The sequence below is a fragment of the Ammoniphilus sp. CFH 90114 genome (genome assembly GCF_004123195.1).
Classification (GTDB): domain Bacteria; phylum Bacillota; class Bacilli; order Aneurinibacillales; family RAOX-1; genus YIM-78166.
Map to the genome: position 1 here is coordinate 84,594 of NZ_SDLI01000007.1, position 15,366 is coordinate 99,959.

The window sequence follows — 15,366 nt, forward strand, 5'->3', positions numbered from 1 at the left end:
GGACGAATACTTATTTTTTTCACAATAGTCCGAGTATATTGCATATAATGCTTATACACCTCTCTACTTAGGGAAAGGGGAGTGTGAGGAGATTGTTCAAAAGAACGAGAGAAGATTGGATTATCTTTTGGTTCTCTGTCATCCTATTCGTATTGCTAGTAATTGGTACACTTTACACTTGAGATAGCGGCCTTTCTTCAAGGCCGTTTATTTCCTTTTAACTGTAACTGTAATAGTGCCATTGCCCTTAACGTGTTACGATGGTTACAAAAAAAGTGAGGGGATGAGGAGTTGCGAATCGATCAAGCTATCGTATCCGCTATATTTATCCTTCATATCATATTTTATATATTTGTCGTCATCTACATTATTCGATATAAACCTAAGAAAGTATCCTATTCAACCATTGAACCCCGATTTGAAACTCCTCTGTGGCGTGGGACGATCATTTATCTAGAGGATGGACAAAAATCCTATAATGGAAAAATGGATGCTATTGTGTATAGTGAGAGTGTATTTATCTCGCGGGAGAATCAAGACAAATTCAGCATTTAACAAAGAAACTGCGATTTCTCCTAAAAAAAGGTGGGAGAGAAAAGGGGTTAAATCGCGCATAAATCGGACATATTTTTGTCACATTATCCATAAATGCGATTATAATTTATTATGGACTATTTGTTTAAATGTGTTATACTATTGATCATAAAGAAACGACGACTAGGACCTATTTCTATTTAGATGGAAAACCGGGAGGAACGACAAATGGAGACAAAGCTTAGCTTAGAAGTTGATGAGGTATTAGGAGCGGGAAAAACGCGCTTCAATCTTTCCGTACCTCAATTGGTAGAAGCAGCCATTCAAAGAGGGGAAGCGAAGCTTACCGCTACAGGAGCGCTTCGAGCCGAAACAGGCAAATACACTGGTCGCTCTCCCAAGGATAAATTCATTGTTGATGAACCTTCTGTTCATGAGAAAATCGCTTGGGGATCAGTGAATCAGCCTATTGATGCCTCTAAGTTTGATAAATTATACCAAGATGTGCTTGAATATTTAAACGGAAAAGAACTTTTCGTTTTTGATGGATATGCAGGAGCTAATGAGACATACCGTTTACCTATACGCGTAATTAATGAATATGCATGGCATAACCTTTTTGTTCACCAGCTCTTTGTAAGACCAAGCCAAGAGGAACTAAAGTCTCATGTACCTGGCTTTACTGTGATTGCTGCACCAGGTTTTGAGGCGAGTCCAGCTGTACATGGAACCAACTCTGAGACCTTCATTATTGTGAGCTTCTCTAAGAAGACGGTTATTATTGGCGGTACGAAGTATGCAGGTGAAATGAAGAAATCCATCTTTAGCGTTATGAATTACCTTTTACCTGAACAGGACGTTATGCCTATGCATTGCTCTTCCAACGTGGGTGAAGAAGGCGATGTGGCCTTGTTCTTCGGTCTTTCTGGAACAGGAAAGACTACCTTGTCTGCTGACCCGAATCGACGTCTTATCGGAGACGATGAGCATGGTTGGTCAGATCAAGGGGTGTTCAACATTGAGGGCGGCTGCTATGCAAAATGTATTAATCTCTCTGAAGAAAAAGAACCACAGATTTGGAATGCCATTAAGTTTGGTTCCGTGTTAGAGAATGTGGTTATAGATGATGAGACTCGTATTCCTGATTATGATAATGGAAGCTTAACCGAGAACACTCGAGTGGCGTACCCAGTAGATTTTATCCCAGGTGCGATGATTCCAGGAGAGGCTGGTCATCCGAAGGTTATCGTCTTCTTAACAGCTGATGCATTCGGTGTGTTACCTCCGATCTCGAAGTTATCCAAAGAGCAAGCTATGTATCACTTCCTCTCTGGATATACGAGTAAGCTTGCAGGTACAGAGCGTGGTGTAACCGAGCCAGAAGCAACCTTCTCTACTTGCTTTGGAGCTCCATTCTTACCTCTACAACCAAGCGTTTATGCGGAGATGTTAGGGGAGAAGATCACCCAGCACGATGCTCAAGTTTATCTCGTGAACACTGGATGGTCTGGCGGCCCTTACGGAGTAGGAAAGAGAATGAACTTAAAATATACAAGAGCTATGGTAACAGCAGCAGTGAATGGACAGTTGAATGATGTGGATTATGTTGTCGATCCAATCTTCGGTTTATCTGTACCCCAATCTGTAGAAGGTGTACCAAGCGAGGTTCTTCTGCCAAGAAATACGTGGGAGAATAAAGAATCCTATGATAAAAAGGCGAAAGAATTAGCCGCTCGTTTTGTTAAAAACTTTACAAAGTTTCAAGGGGTAGCGCAGGAGATTGTTGAAGCGGGACCGAAATCTGAATAACAATAAAAGGCACCGGGAGCTTCGGTGCCTTTTTTCTGTCACTTCTTTTTAAAGTGAATAATTTTTTCTGAACGACGGTTAATCTTACACTTGATACAAATACTAAACGGTAGTACTATTAGGCAGAAATGGACAACCGATCCACAAAATTCACATGACGATCTACAGGCACACTTTTTATACAAAAATATATAAAAAATATGCAAATAGTGTTTCCTTGATTTAATTATCTGTTATACTATATATTATATAAGAGCTGATAATCAATTGAGAATAGGATCTATTTATTTCCAGTTTCGATTGAGGTTCCAATGGAATGGAGGATGAAGTTATATGTCACAAGTGCCACACTTGAAAATAGAAGATCTTAGGGTTTCTGTTGAGAATAAAGAGATCCTTAAGGGTTTAAACCTAGAAATTAAGGGCGGAGAAGTTCATGCGATCATGGGGCCGAATGGTACCGGAAAGAGTACCTTGTCTTCCGCTATTATGGGTCATCCGAAGTACCAAGTAACAGGTGGTGAAGTTACTTTAGATGGCGAAGCTGTATTAGAGATGGAAGTGGATGAGCGTGCACGTAAGGGGATTTTCCTTGCCATGCAATATCCAAGTGAAATTAGCGGTGTAACGAATGCTGACTTCTTGCGCAGTGCAATTAATGCTCGTCGTGGAGAAGGAAATGAAATTTCCCTCATGAAGTTCATTCGCGAAATGGAAAAGAAAATGAAGACATTAGAGATGGATGAAGCGTTCAGCCATCGTTATTTAAATGAAGGTTTCTCTGGTGGAGAAAAGAAAAGAAATGAAATCTTACAAATGATGATGGTGAGCCCTCGTATTGCCATCCTTGATGAAATCGACTCTGGATTGGATATCGATGCGTTGAAGGTCGTAGCTAAAGGGGTAAACGAAATGTTAAACCCTGAACTAGGCGTTCTTGTCATTACTCACTATCAACGTTTGTTAAACTATATTAAGCCAGATTTCGTTCACGTCATGATGCAAGGACGTATCGTTAAGTCCGGTGGTCCAGAATTAGCAGAGCGTCTAGAAGCAGAAGGTTATGACTGGATTAAAGAAGAGCTGGGTATCGTAGACGAAACTGTTGGCGCTGAAGCGTAGAGGGGGTGCTGACATGAGCGTAGAAATGAAATTGCGATTTGACCGAGATGCCATCACGCAATATTCCAAGCAATCTGGTGAGCCAGAATGGATGACTAGCCTTCGATTACAAGGATACGACCAATCCTTGCAACTAGAACTTCCTAAACTTGATAAGACTAAGTTAGACAGTTGGAACGTGGATGGATTTGTTCCTTTTAGAACGCACAATGCTGTAACCTCGACTAATGAACTGCCTCAAGAGGTTCAGGCTCTTATTGCTCAACAAGATGGGGTAGAGAAAGCGATATTAGTTCAACAAGACGCTTCTACCGTTTATACCTATCTACCAGAAGCTTTGAAGAGTCAAGGTGTTGTTTTTCAATCTTTGCAATCAGCCCTCACTACCCACGGTGAAGTGATCAAGAAGCACTTTATGCAAAAGGATAGTAAGGTCAATTCTCATAAATTAGCGGCACTTCACACAGCAGCATGGAGCGGAGGAGTATTCCTGTACGTTCCGAAGAACGTGGAAGTCAAAGTTCCTGTTCAGGCCGTGTTCTATGCTACGGGTACGGATGCAGGATTATTCCCACATGTGATGATTGTGGCTGAAACTCACAGCTCAGTATCGTATACTGATGCTTATGTGAACCTTGCCGGAACAGAAGGAGTTCATAATGGAGTGGCCGAAGTTCATGTAGGTCCGGGAGCTAAGGTGAAATATACGACGGTTAGAACGTTCGAGCAGACGGTTACGGATTATATCTATCGACATGCAACAGTTGAGCAAGATGGTCGTATGGAATGGATTCTTGGAGAAATGAACGACAGCAATACGGTTACACAGAATACGACTCACTTATTAGGCAAGGGATCAACAGTAGACTCTAAACTCGTTACGGTTGGTTCCGGTACACAAAAAGAAAATGTCGTTTCCAAAGTTGTACACACGGGGAAGCATTCTGATAGTCAGGTCTTAGTTAAGGGCGTGCTTAAGGATGAAGCTTCAGCGATTCTGAATGGGATCACCTTTATTGAAAAAGGAGCTACTAAAGCGAACGGGGAACAAGCGGAAAATGTGCTAATGCTTAGTCCTAAGTCTCGCGGAGATGCGAATCCGATCCTATTGATTGATGAAGACGATGTAACAGCAGGGCATGCCGCTAGCGCAGGTCAGATTAATCCAATGCAAATCTTCTATCTCATGTCTCGTGGAATTAGTAAAAGAGAGGCCCAAAGACTTATTATTAATGGCTTCGTCGCTCCTGTAGTAGATGAGATTGGAGAAGCGGGTGTAAGGGATCTTCTGGAGAGGACAATTGAGAGGAAAGTGTCCCAATGAACATAAAAGAGATTAAATCTCAGTTCCCTATCTTAAATCAAGAAGTCAATGGACATCCGTTGGTTTATCTAGATAGTGCTGCTACTTCACAGAAACCTATCTCTGTCATTGAAGCCATAGATGACTATTATCGCAGATACAATTCTAACGTGCATCGTGGTGTTCATACACTAGGGACGTGGGCGACGGATGCTTACGAGGGTGCAAGAGAAAAGGTAAAGAAATTCATTCATGCAAAAGAATCAGCTGAGATCATTTTTACGCGTGGAACGACTACGGCACTTAATATCGTGGCTAACAGTTATGCCCGTGAGTTCTTGAAGGAAGGCGATGAAATCGTCATTACCTTAATGGAACATCACAGTAACTTGATTCCATGGCAGCAAGCGGCAAAGAGTACGGGTGCCACGTTGAAATATATTCCGTTGCAGCCAGACGGTACCGTAAAGCTAGAAGATGTGGAAGCCACCATTACAGCGCAAACGAAGCTAGTAGCTATCGCTCATGTTTCTAACGTAATGGGGACGGTACATCCGATAAAGCAAATCGCTGAAATCGCTCATCGAAACGGTGCTGTTATCTGTGTGGATGCCGCTCAAGGTGCCCCTCATGTTGCTATAGATGTGCAGGATTTTGATTGTGATTTCTTGGCCTTCTCTGGTCACAAGATGTCAGGTCCGACAGGGATCGGTGTGTTATACGGGAAGCGTACCTTGTTGGAGAAGATGTCACCTTATGAATATGGTGGAGAAATGATTGATTTTGTGGAGTTGTACGATTCCACTTGGAAGGAGCTCCCTTGGAAGTTCGAAGGGGGAACCCCGATTATTGCAGGTGCCATCGGACTTGGTGCTGCCATTGATTTTCTCCAGCAAATTGGAATGGAGAACATTGAGCGTCATGAACAGCAGCTAGTTCAATATGCGATGGAACAGTTGCGTCAGATAGATGGTCTAACGATATTTGGACCTGAAAAGCGAAGCGGACTTGTTACTTTTAATTTAAGTGATGTTCACCCTCATGATGTGGCAACCGTTCTGGATGCCGAGGGTATTGCTGTTCGAGCTGGTCATCACTGCGCCCAGCCACTCATGAGATGGCTGAATGTGACCGCAACGGCACGTGCTAGCTTCTATATTTACAATACAGAAGAAGACATTGACGCGCTGGTGAAAGGTCTAAAAAAGACAAAGGAGTATTTCGGAAATGTCTTCCTTGGATGATTTATACCGCCGCGTGATCATGGATCATTACCAAAACCCACGGAACCGAGGGGAATTACAGGATGATGGATCCGTGACAATTAACCTCAACAACCCAACCTGTGGAGATCGAATTCAACTTCAAATGAAGGTGGAAAACGGGAAGATAGAGGATGTGAAGTTCATGGGTGAGGGCTGTTCTATAAGCATGTCCTCAGCATCCATGATGACGCAAGCTGTTAAAGGAGCAACCGTAGAGGAAGCTTTGAAACTTGCCGATATCTTCTCAGGTCTAATGAAGGGTGAAGAGATCGATGACGATGATCTTGATCTAGGAGATATTGAAGCATTGCAGGGAGTCGCTAAGTTCCCTGCTCGGATAAAATGCGCTACACTCGCTTGGAAAGCTCTACAACAAGGGGCGAATCAAGCATAAGGAGTTTCCTGCTGAAGCAGGCTAATAAAGGAGGGAGAATTATGGCTAAAAAAGCACCTGAATTGTCGGAATATCAATATGGCTTCCATGATAAGGACGTTTCCGTATTCCGTACGAAAAAAGGTTTGACAAAGGAAATCGTAGAGGAAATCTCCCGTATTAAGGAAGAACCGGAATGGATGCTCGAGTTCCGTTTGAAGGCTCTCGATATTTTCTATAGCATGCCTATGCCTGAATGGGGCGGAGAATTGAAGGACCTAGACTTTGAGTCCATCACTTACTATGTTAAGCCTTCTGAAAAACAAGGGAAAACATGGGAAGAGGTTCCTGCGGAGATCAAAGCTACGTTTGATAAGCTAGGTATACCTGAAGCCGAACAGAAGTTTCTTGCTGGGGTATCTGCTCAGTATGAGTCTGAGGTTGTTTACCATAGCATGCAAGAAGACTTGGAGAAGCTCGGTATTCTATTTACAGATATGGATTCTGCGGTGCGTGAGCATCCAGAAATCGTGAAACAATACTTTGGTACGGTGATTCCATCGGCAGACAACAAGTTTTCTGCGTTGAACAGTGCGGTATGGTCTGGAGGAAGCTTTATCTATGTTCCACCAGGAATCAAGTGCGAACAGCCATTGCAAGCCTATTTCCGTATCAATTCTGAGAATATGGGACAGTTTGAACGGACTCTCATCATCGCAGATGAAGACAGTTTCGTACACTATGTAGAGGGCTGTACGGCTCCGATCTACTCCACGGATTCTCTCCATAGTGCTGTAGTGGAAATTATTGTTAAAAAAGGCGCTCGATGTCGTTATACCACGATCCAGAACTGGTCCGCAAACGTGTATAATCTTGTGACCAAGCGTGCCATTGCGCATGAAGATGCGACGATGGAATGGATCGATGGTAATATTGGAAGTAAGCTTACCATGAAATATCCAGCCGTTGTTATGGTTGGACCTCGTGCAAAGGGTGTAGTTATCTCTATTGCCGTGGCAGGGAAAGGCCAACATCAACATGCTGGAGCGAAAATGACTCACTTGGCTCCTGACTGTTCCTCTACGATTGTTTCAAAGAGTATCAGTAAGCATGGCGGAAAAGTAACTTATATGGGATTATCCCGTTTTGGGCGTAACTCTGCTGGTTCGAAGTCCAATATCAAGTGTGATACGATCATCTTAGATGACATTTCAACTTCAGATACCATTCCATACAACGAAGTGTTAAATGATCAAGTAACGCTTGAACATGAGGCTACTGTTTCAAAAGTAAGTGAAGATCAATTGTTTTATCTTATGAGCCGTGGCCTTACGGAAGATGAAGCAACACAAATGATCGTAATGGGATTCATTGAACCCTTTACGAAAGAACTTCCAATGGAATACGCGGTAGAGATGAACCGTTTGATTAAGTTCGAAATGGAAGGCTCAATTGGATAAAGGTTGAACAAAACAAAAAAATCCCGGAAAAGATCCGGGATTTTTTTCCTCTATAGAAAGAGAAGGTATCTAAATACATAAAGATCTAGTATTATGAATATTAAGTATATGGGTTTGGGGGTTTGATGGGCGGAAAGGGGAGAGGGTGTTGACAGCTTCAAAGCTCCACATTTTACATACCAATGACATTCATAGCCATTTTCACCAGATGCCATACATAGCCGGTGGAATTCGCAAGCTCAAGCAGGAGAGTCAAGCTCAGGGTGAATTCGTTGTCACCGTGGATCTAGGTGATCATGCGGATCGAATGAATCCAATAACGGAAGGAACCTGGGGACGGGCAAACATTGAAATCATGAATGCTACAGGTTATCAATTTGCTTCCGTTGGGAACAATGAAGGTTTAACTTTTCCTAAGGATATTTTTCTAAGTTTTTACGATGAGGCTAAATTCCAAGTGATCTGTGCAAACCTGATCGATTCGGAAACGAACCAACTCCCACGACTTATGAAGCCTTATTTTATTCAGCAGGTAGGTCCTTTGCGAGTGTGTTGGATCAGTGTGACGGCCCCGTTTCCTGTTTATGACTTACTTGGCTGGATTGTTATGGACCCTATATCAACCGTTCAAGAAATTGTAACTGACGTCAGGGATCAAGTAGATCTAGTGGTATTGTTGTCGCACACAGGACTTCGCATGGACCATCAATTTGCCCAAGAAGTAAAGGGAATTGATATTATCCTAGGTGCCCACACCCATGACCTGCTCGAGACGGGAATTCATGTGGAAGATACGTTTATTATCCAAACAGGAAAATTCGGCCAGTATCTTGGACAGACTACTGTTGAATTCGATACTCAAACAAAAGGGATTATAAGTATAAAGGGGACTTGCCATCCTACCCAATCGTTTCCTGCTGCTCCTGATATTGTAGAGCTTATAGCGCAACAAGAACGGGCTGCAAGTGAAGTATTATCTCCCGCCATCACCTTCCTTGAGCATGATTTTAATATAAGTTGGGTTGAGGAGTCCCCACTTGGGAACTTATTGGCTGAGGGAATACGGGACTGGGTGGGTTCAGAAGTAGCTATGGTTAATGCTGGAACCCTCCTGTTCTCTCTATCGAGAGGTTCAGTTACCCGGAAAGATTTATTAGCTCTTTGTCCACATCCGATTAATCCATGCAAGATTTCAATTAAGGGGAAGTTCCTCAGAAATATTCTGGAGGAGGCTCTGACAGATGAGAGTATTCATCGGGAAATCAGAGGGCTTGGCTTTCGAGGGAAGGTAATGGGGTGGATGTGTGTGGATGGAATGTCTCTTCGTTATGATAAGAGACGAGCGGAAGGCGAACGGATCGAAAGTATTCTCGTTCAAGACCAACCGCTTGAAGAGGACAGGATTTACTCCATCGGAACCCTTGATATGTTTACATTTGGCTTTATCTTTCCCCTCTTTCGGAAAGCGGAAAAGATAGATTATTTTCTTCCTGAATTTATTCGGGATGTCTTAGAAAAAGAGCTACAAAGTACCGACGCCTTGGCAAGGAGCAGCAAGACAAGGTGGATTCACGTCTAGCAACTATACTTGGAGGTGAGGAAATGAAATTTATCGACGACCTTTATAATCTTTATAGAGATCATCTGACAGGTGATGACGAGGATGCTATTGCCATTGTCCTTGGTGTTCTCCAGGAACAGGATCGTGAAGACATGTTGAAGCTAATCTCCGACATGAATGAAGAGGAAATCTTTCATATGCTAAGTATGTTTCTCATAGAACTCATGAGACACAAGATGGCTACTGAAGGAGTAGGAAGCAGCACACTTGACACAGATCCAACGAGGGATACCTTCCATTAACGGTTTCACACAACCTCTCTATAGGGCATATGATACGGTGAGAATATGTTCTACAGGGAGGCAGTAGCTTATATGATCGATGTGAAACCGATAACCCTTGAAGGACATCAAGTGGTAGCTATTTCGGTCCAATTACCCAAAACAACATTGCTTGTCGTAACAACGGATAAAGGTTATATAATGTGCGGCGCTTTGGATGTAGGCTTATTGAATGAAAAGCTAAAGGATCGTCAAATCATTGCCGGTCGTGCATTAGGGGTTAGAACGATCGATCAGTTGCTTGAAGCTCCATTAGAGTCTGTTACAACGACAGCGGAGGAGCATGGCATTACCGCCGGGATGACCGGGAAAGAGGCCATTTTGAAGATGGTATAGAAGAGGAGAAGGTAACCTGTGTGACGGGTTGCCTTTTTATATTCGTTCTCACCTGTTGAAACCTGGATATGAATTAGATAAGATGGGAAGCGAACTAGTATTGGAGGGACAATCCATGAAGCAATACTTAGACTTGTGCAGGCACATTCTAGACAATGGGGCCAAAAAAGAAGATCGAACAGGTACGGGCACCATTAGTACATTTGGTTACCAGATGCGTTTTGATTTACAGCAAGGGTTTCCTTTAGTAACAACGAAGAAATTGCATTTGAAATCCATCATTCATGAACTCCTTTGGTTCCTAAGAGGCTCTACGAATAACAATGAACTTGAAGAAGTGGGCGTTAGGATCTGGAGAGAATGGGCCAAAGAAGACGGTGAACTAGGACCTATCTATGGCAAGCAGTGGAGATCTTGGGCTTGTGAGGATGGGACAACCATTGATCAAATTGAGCAAGTGATTCGTGATATTAAGACGAATCCGGATTCGCGACGTCTCATTGTAAGTGCTTGGAATGTAGCAGAAATACCGAAAATGGCCTTAGCGCCTTGCCATACCTTATTTCAATTTTATGTAGCAGAAGGAAAACTGTCTTGTCAGCTCTACCAGCGCAGCGCGGACGTCTTTTTAGGAGTTCCCTTTAACATCGCCTCCTACGCACTCTTGACGATGATGATGGCTCAGGTATGCGATTTAGAGCCGGGTGATTTTGTCCACACTTTTGGTGATGTGCATATCTATAATAATCATCTCGAACAAGTTAAGCTTCAATTAACTAGAGATCCGCGCCCCCTGCCTCAGATGGTGATCAAACCGGAAGTGAAGAATATATTTGATTTTAAATATGAGGATTTTGAGTTGCGTCATTATGATCCCCATCCCCATATTAAAGGAGAGGTTTCCGTATGATTTCTGTCATTGTGGCCATGTCTAGGAACCGTGTCATCGGTAAGGATAACAAGATGCCATGGCATCTTCCGGCAGATTTGGCTTACTTTAAGCGTGTGACGATGGGCCATACCGTCCTCATGGGAAGGAAGACGTTTGAGTCCATGGGAAAGCCTTTGCCTGGGAGGAACAATGTGATTCTCACTAGACAAAAGGATTACCATCAAGAAGGATGTAGGGTACTCCATACAATAGAGGAAGCATTGAGGGAGTTCAAAGATCAGGATCTCTTTGTTATTGGTGGAGCGGAAATTATTAAAGAATTTCTGCCTGTTGTGGACAAGCTGTATCTTACACAGATTGATGAAGAATTTGAAGGAGATACGTTTCTTCCTGAGTTCGATGCAGGGGAGTGGGTTGAAGTGTCTAGGACCGAAGGGGTAATAGATGAAAAGAACAAGTTTCCGCATACCTTCTTTGTCTACGAGAAAAAGTAAGTCCATCCACGTGGACTTACTTTTTTTCTACGCTCTTGGAAAAACTCCCGGATCATTCGGAAGCTCAGATAATACTTGGTAAGGTGAAAAATACTCTTGAGGTATCTCTTCTGATGGACGATGGTGGGTATAAATAAACTGTTTAATGAGATCATTCATTTCAATAGCCGCTCTCGTTGGAAGATGATGCTTGACGTTAGAGATAAACTTGAGTTCGTTATTCGGCAATTTTTCGTGTAGGAGCTGAGCATAGTGGAGGAAGCGTTTATCACGAGCCCCGTATAATAGCAAAATAGGTAACGTAATCTCCCCTAATCGGGAAGTACAATTATAATCCAACCCTGTACGATAATATTGTTCAATGTTACGAGCAGAGCCTCTACGAGCTTCCTGGTACTGTTCTCGGAATAACTCCAACGTATCTGAATTGGTTGAGGAAACAGCTCTGGCTAAGAGTTCGACTCCACCTGCTTTGGCAATGGTGGCTCCGAGCAAGATTTGACTCCTTAGCCTCAGATCTAGAACCTCTGATAGTCCGCCTAAAACAATCCCCCCTAGTGACCTCTCTGGGTACCTAAGGAGTACCTCCAATACAGCCGTGCCTCCCATTGAGTAGCCACAAAAATAAGCTTTTTCTAGTCCTAATTTGTCCATTATGGCTATCATATCATCCGCTATTAGAGAATAGGTAATAGGCAAGGATGAAGGAGAGCTATGGCCATGTCCCCGTATGTCGAACCTAATCACCTGAAAGTAAGGAGACAGGTCTCTCACTTGATAGGTAAACCCCTTGGTTGTAAGGACAGGTGGATGAATAAAAATAATGGGGATCCCCTCTCCTTCAGAGTCATAATGGAGAATAGCTCCGTTCACATCCATTTTAGGCATGTCTTTTTCATTCTCCTGTCTAAAGAATAATAGGATTGTACGTCATGTTTTTCTTTTTTAGTTTGAGTGTTTCTCTGGTATGGTATACCCCTAGTCAAGCATAGGTTGTATTAGGGAGGTGAAGTATGGCCAGATTCAGGACGGGAAGACGGTTTAATGGAGCGAAGCCCTTCAGCTTTAAGACGGCTTTCTTCATTTCATTTACCATCTTCTTGCTCATTTCTTTTCAGACCTTTTTATACATCGAAAGAAAGCTTGAGCCTGCCATGCTCAAAATTGCTATGACTAAGGTAGAGCAGTTGGCTGCTGATGCGATTAATGAGGCGATAAGCAAAAGGATTGCCGAAGGTGTGGACTTTAAAGAACTTGTTTATTTCCAAGAGGATAAAGAGGGTCAAATTCGAGCTATTCTTTTTAATTATAATGAACAGACTAGAATCGTGGGGGAAGCCACGGCAAGAGTAAGTAATACATTAAAAGAACTTGAGTCCATCCCCCTTATTATTCCTCTCGGTCAGGCATTAGACAGTAATATCCTGGCCATGATTGGTCCAGATGTCCCCATCACCATGGTACCTATGGGGTCCGTTCAAGTTAATATGGTGCCGGAAATTAGGGAGGCTGGAATCAATATGGTACATATTAATGTGTTTATTGAGATTCAAGCAAAGGTTCAAGTAGTCATTCCCTTCACGACGGAACCTACCATCGTAAGAACGCAGATTCCTATTACGCAAGCTTTATTTATGGGTGAAGTGCCTGATTTTTATTTCCGTGGAACAGGGTTACCAGAAGAAGGAAAGGGCCCAACTATGTTGCCTCCTCTTCAGCTTGATGGGAAAAATTTTAGGATGGATGCTCCGCCCAGTACTCAGTAACACAACAAGGAGAGGGGGCTAAAATGCCCCCTCTCTTTACAATTAACCATTATTTTTTCTTCTTTTTTCTGTATTCAATCCGTTCCCACTTCTTCAAGTGAGGATAAGGATCGAAAGCCCATTCGGTCTTACCGTTATACTTATACATTCCGTAATGGAGATGGGGAGGAAACTTTCCTGATGTTCCTGGACTTCCGTATCCAGAACTTCCTACCCATCCAACGACATCACCGGGTTTTACGATATCACCGATTTTTATATTCTTATTAAAGCCGCCTAAGTGAGCGTAATAGTGATAAACATTATTAAGATCTCGAATTCCAATTCTCCATCCACCGTAACGATTCCACCCTTTTACTTCGACGTAACCGTAGCATACACTGCGAACAGGGGTGCCATGATGAGCAAAGATATCTGTTCCTTCATGAATTCTTCTACCACCCCATCCTCTAGCATCTCCCCAAGTGGAGCGGTAACTGTAATCAGATCTAAGCGGTAAGGGGAAGGCGGATTCTGTTAGGTTGATCGTCTGGAAGTTCTGGAAAATCTGAGCGAACTCGGAAATAATATCAACGGTTTTATCGCTGCGATAATATTCCCAAAGCGAAATACGAATATCGTCTTCTGTATAACCATATTTGGAGATATATGTAGCAATCGTGTAGAGTACATCCTCATCGTTTGTGGAATCTGCCACGTTATCGCCGGAACCGTCTCTGCCCATCCCATTAAAGAAATCTATACTGTTTGGTGAAGTCTCATCCGTGTTTGGATTTAGGAACCCTCCCCATTTTTGTGGGGGGATATTAATAGATAGTTGCCTTTCCTTGTCAGGTTCTTCATTTTTTGATCGCTTTTGTACATTCTTTTCATACTGGTTAATGGCAGCTAAGTAGTACCACGGCACTCCCGTTAACGTTGCCATTCGTTGAAAGAGTTCCATTTTATCTTCATAGGAAGATGAATCAGCTTGAGATTCTTTAGCTGAAGTCGGGAGAGAAGGACTGAGCAACGAAAAAACTAATAAAAAAACAAAAATTGGACGAGCCAATAGGTTCACCACCCATTTTTTGATCTAGGGTTAGTTTGTGTCAGAGAAAGGGCTTCGATACCACAAAGAGGTCAGGAAATGAATGGGGGTAGCAGTTGGGCGTATTGCATTTTGTGAAGGCAAGCTCTAAAATAAGGGGATGATAAGGGATAAGATGGGAGTGATTGATTGAATGAACCAGCGTAAGCCCGAATGGTTAAAGATAAAGTTAAATACGGATAAAAACTTTAAAGAATTGAAGAAAATGATGCGAGGCAAAACTCTTCATACCGTGTGTGAAGAAGCGAAGTGCCCAAACTTATATGAATGTTGGTCGAACCGAACAGCAACGTTTATGATAAATGGAAGCATCTGTACGAGGGCCTGTCGTTTTTGTGCGGTGACTACTGGCCTACCGACAGAATTAGACTTGGCTGAACCAGAGAAGGTTGCTGAAGCAGCGGAGCAGATGATGCTTAAATATGCGGTGGTAACCGCTGTGGCAAGGGATGACCTAAAGGATGGGGGCGCATCCATATTTGCTGCAACCATTCATGCGATCCGCAAGAGACTCCCTCTCTGTAGTGTAGAAGTTTTGATCCCTGATTTCCAAGGGAACTGGGACGCTTTGCGGACGGTTCTGGAAGCAAAGCCTAACATTCTCAACCACAATATTGAGACGGTAGAACGATTATCTGACCGTGTTCGTTCCAAGGCGAAGTACGCAAGATCATTAGAACTTCTCAAGATTTCTAAAGATTTGGCTCCCGGAATCCCGACCAAGTCCAGTATAATGATTGGAGTAGGGGAAACAATGGAGGAAATACTCCAAACTATGAGAGATCTTCGTTCCCATGACGTTAATATCGTCACAATCGGACAATACCTTCAACCAAGCAAAAAACATCTTACTGTACAGAAGTATTGGCACCCAGATGAGTTTGCTTTCTTAAAAGAGGAAGGAATGAAGATGGGATTTGATCACGTAGAATCCGGTCCTCTTGTTCGAAGCTCGTATCACGCTCACGAGCAGGGACAAGCAGCAGGACATGTGTAAAAAAAGCGCAGGGATGCTTCCCT

The 15,366-nt window shown here is 42.9% G+C and carries 16 protein-coding genes; 14 read left to right on the forward strand and 2 right to left on the reverse strand.

The window, feature by feature from the left end:
* Positions 1-291 precede the first annotated feature (291 nt).
* From EIZ39_RS16550 to EIZ39_RS16605, 12 genes are all read left to right on the forward strand, one after another.
* The gene (locus EIZ39_RS16550) at positions 292-555 is read left to right on the forward strand and encodes a hypothetical protein (RefSeq protein ID WP_129201138.1); all 264 of its coding nucleotides are present in this window, start codon (positions 292-294) and stop codon (positions 553-555) included.
* A 207-nt stretch (positions 556-762) separates the two neighbouring features.
* Complete coding sequence (pckA, locus tag EIZ39_RS16555; RefSeq protein WP_129201140.1) at positions 763-2,343, forward strand: phosphoenolpyruvate carboxykinase (ATP); 1,581 nt, start codon at positions 763-765, stop codon at positions 2,341-2,343.
* A gap of 333 nt (positions 2,344-2,676) precedes the next feature.
* On the forward strand, positions 2,677-3,465 hold the full coding sequence (sufC, locus tag EIZ39_RS16560; RefSeq protein ID WP_129201142.1) for a Fe-S cluster assembly ATPase SufC: 789 nt from the start codon (positions 2,677-2,679) through the stop codon (positions 3,463-3,465).
* A 13-nt stretch (positions 3,466-3,478) separates the two neighbouring features.
* Complete coding sequence (gene sufD, locus EIZ39_RS16565; protein ID WP_129201144.1) at positions 3,479-4,789, forward strand: Fe-S cluster assembly protein SufD; 1,311 nt, start codon at positions 3,479-3,481, stop codon at positions 4,787-4,789.
* Entirely contained in the window at positions 4,786-6,012 is a 1,227-nt protein-coding gene (locus tag EIZ39_RS16570; RefSeq protein ID WP_129201146.1) for a cysteine desulfurase, read from the forward strand. The genes sufD and EIZ39_RS16570 overlap by 4 nt, the downstream gene beginning before the upstream one ends.
* A complete protein-coding gene (gene sufU, locus EIZ39_RS16575) occupies positions 5,996-6,427 on the forward strand; it encodes a Fe-S cluster assembly sulfur transfer protein SufU (protein WP_129201148.1) in 432 nt (143 codons plus the stop codon). The genes EIZ39_RS16570 and sufU overlap by 17 nt, the downstream gene beginning before the upstream one ends.
* Positions 6,428-6,468: 41 nt before the next feature.
* The gene (gene sufB, locus EIZ39_RS16580) at positions 6,469-7,866 is read left to right on the forward strand and encodes a Fe-S cluster assembly protein SufB (RefSeq protein WP_129201149.1); all 1,398 of its coding nucleotides are present in this window, start codon (positions 6,469-6,471) and stop codon (positions 7,864-7,866) included.
* Positions 7,867-8,014: 148 nt separating this feature from the next.
* Entirely contained in the window at positions 8,015-9,445 is a 1,431-nt protein-coding gene (locus EIZ39_RS16585; RefSeq protein WP_129201151.1) for a bifunctional metallophosphatase/5'-nucleotidase, read from the forward strand.
* A gap of 23 nt (positions 9,446-9,468) precedes the next feature.
* A complete protein-coding gene (locus tag EIZ39_RS16590) occupies positions 9,469-9,729 on the forward strand; it encodes a DUF6154 family protein (protein WP_129201153.1) in 261 nt (86 codons plus the stop codon).
* Positions 9,730-9,801: 72 nt separating this feature from the next.
* On the forward strand, positions 9,802-10,104 hold the full coding sequence (locus EIZ39_RS16595) for a YunC family protein (protein ID WP_129201154.1): 303 nt from the start codon (positions 9,802-9,804) through the stop codon (positions 10,102-10,104).
* 115 nt (positions 10,105-10,219) lie between these two features.
* A complete protein-coding gene (locus tag EIZ39_RS16600; protein WP_129201155.1) occupies positions 10,220-11,014 on the forward strand; it encodes a thymidylate synthase in 795 nt (264 codons plus the stop codon).
* Positions 11,011-11,490: a dihydrofolate reductase gene (locus EIZ39_RS16605; protein ID WP_129201156.1), complete on the forward strand. Its 480-nt coding sequence runs from the start codon at positions 11,011-11,013 to the stop codon at positions 11,488-11,490. The genes EIZ39_RS16600 and EIZ39_RS16605 overlap by 4 nt, the downstream gene beginning before the upstream one ends.
* A gap of 27 nt (positions 11,491-11,517) precedes the next feature.
* Here the strand turns inward: EIZ39_RS16605 and EIZ39_RS16610 are convergent, their stop codons facing one another.
* Positions 11,518-12,378 carry an alpha/beta fold hydrolase gene (locus EIZ39_RS16610; RefSeq protein ID WP_129201157.1) on the reverse strand — a complete coding sequence of 287 codons (861 nt, stop codon included), beginning with the start codon at positions 12,376-12,378 and terminating at the stop codon, positions 11,518-11,520.
* Between the two features lie 125 nt (positions 12,379-12,503).
* Here EIZ39_RS16610 and yunB point away from each other — a divergent pair, with 125 nt between their 5' ends.
* Complete coding sequence (yunB, locus tag EIZ39_RS16615) at positions 12,504-13,256, forward strand: sporulation protein YunB (RefSeq protein WP_129201158.1); 753 nt, start codon at positions 12,504-12,506, stop codon at positions 13,254-13,256.
* A 49-nt stretch (positions 13,257-13,305) separates the two neighbouring features.
* On the opposite strand, the gene EIZ39_RS16620 is transcribed toward yunB, so the two are convergent.
* Positions 13,306-14,295, reverse strand: coding sequence for a M23 family metallopeptidase (locus EIZ39_RS16620; RefSeq protein WP_483296054.1), 990 nt, complete (start codon positions 14,293-14,295; stop codon positions 13,306-13,308).
* A 184-nt stretch (positions 14,296-14,479) separates the two neighbouring features.
* On the opposite strand from EIZ39_RS16620, the gene lipA reads away from it, so the two are divergent.
* Positions 14,480-15,343, forward strand: a complete 864-nt coding sequence (gene lipA, locus EIZ39_RS16625; protein WP_129201159.1) for a lipoyl synthase — start codon at positions 14,480-14,482, stop codon at positions 15,341-15,343.
* Positions 15,344-15,366 lie beyond the last annotated feature (23 nt).

Excerpts from the sequence above, each read along its gene's own strand:
- pckA (WP_129201140.1), top strand. The coding sequence starts at position 763 with ATGGAGACAAAGCTTAGCTTAGAAGTTGATGAGGTATTAGGAGCGGGA.
- sufC (WP_129201142.1), top strand. The coding sequence starts at position 2,677 with ATGTCACAAGTGCCACACTTGAAAATAGAAGATCTTAGGGTTTCTGTT.
- sufD (WP_129201144.1), top strand. The coding sequence starts at position 3,479 with ATGAGCGTAGAAATGAAATTGCGATTTGACCGAGATGCCATCACGCAA.
- EIZ39_RS16570 (WP_129201146.1), top strand. The coding sequence starts at position 4,786 with ATGAACATAAAAGAGATTAAATCTCAGTTCCCTATCTTAAATCAAGAA.
- sufU (WP_129201148.1), top strand. The coding sequence starts at position 5,996 with ATGTCTTCCTTGGATGATTTATACCGCCGCGTGATCATGGATCATTAC.
- sufB (WP_129201149.1), top strand. The coding sequence starts at position 6,469 with ATGGCTAAAAAAGCACCTGAATTGTCGGAATATCAATATGGCTTCCAT.
- EIZ39_RS16590 (WP_129201153.1), top strand. The coding sequence starts at position 9,469 with ATGAAATTTATCGACGACCTTTATAATCTTTATAGAGATCATCTGACA.
- EIZ39_RS16595 (WP_129201154.1), top strand. The coding sequence starts at position 9,802 with ATGATCGATGTGAAACCGATAACCCTTGAAGGACATCAAGTGGTAGCT.
- EIZ39_RS16600 (WP_129201155.1), top strand. The coding sequence starts at position 10,220 with ATGAAGCAATACTTAGACTTGTGCAGGCACATTCTAGACAATGGGGCC.
- EIZ39_RS16605 (WP_129201156.1), top strand. The coding sequence starts at position 11,011 with ATGATTTCTGTCATTGTGGCCATGTCTAGGAACCGTGTCATCGGTAAG.
- EIZ39_RS16610 (WP_129201157.1), bottom strand. The coding sequence starts at position 12,378 with ATGCCTAAAATGGATGTGAACGGAGCTATTCTCCATTATGACTCTGAA.
- yunB (WP_129201158.1), top strand. The coding sequence starts at position 12,504 with ATGGCCAGATTCAGGACGGGAAGACGGTTTAATGGAGCGAAGCCCTTC.
- lipA (WP_129201159.1), top strand. The coding sequence starts at position 14,480 with ATGAACCAGCGTAAGCCCGAATGGTTAAAGATAAAGTTAAATACGGAT.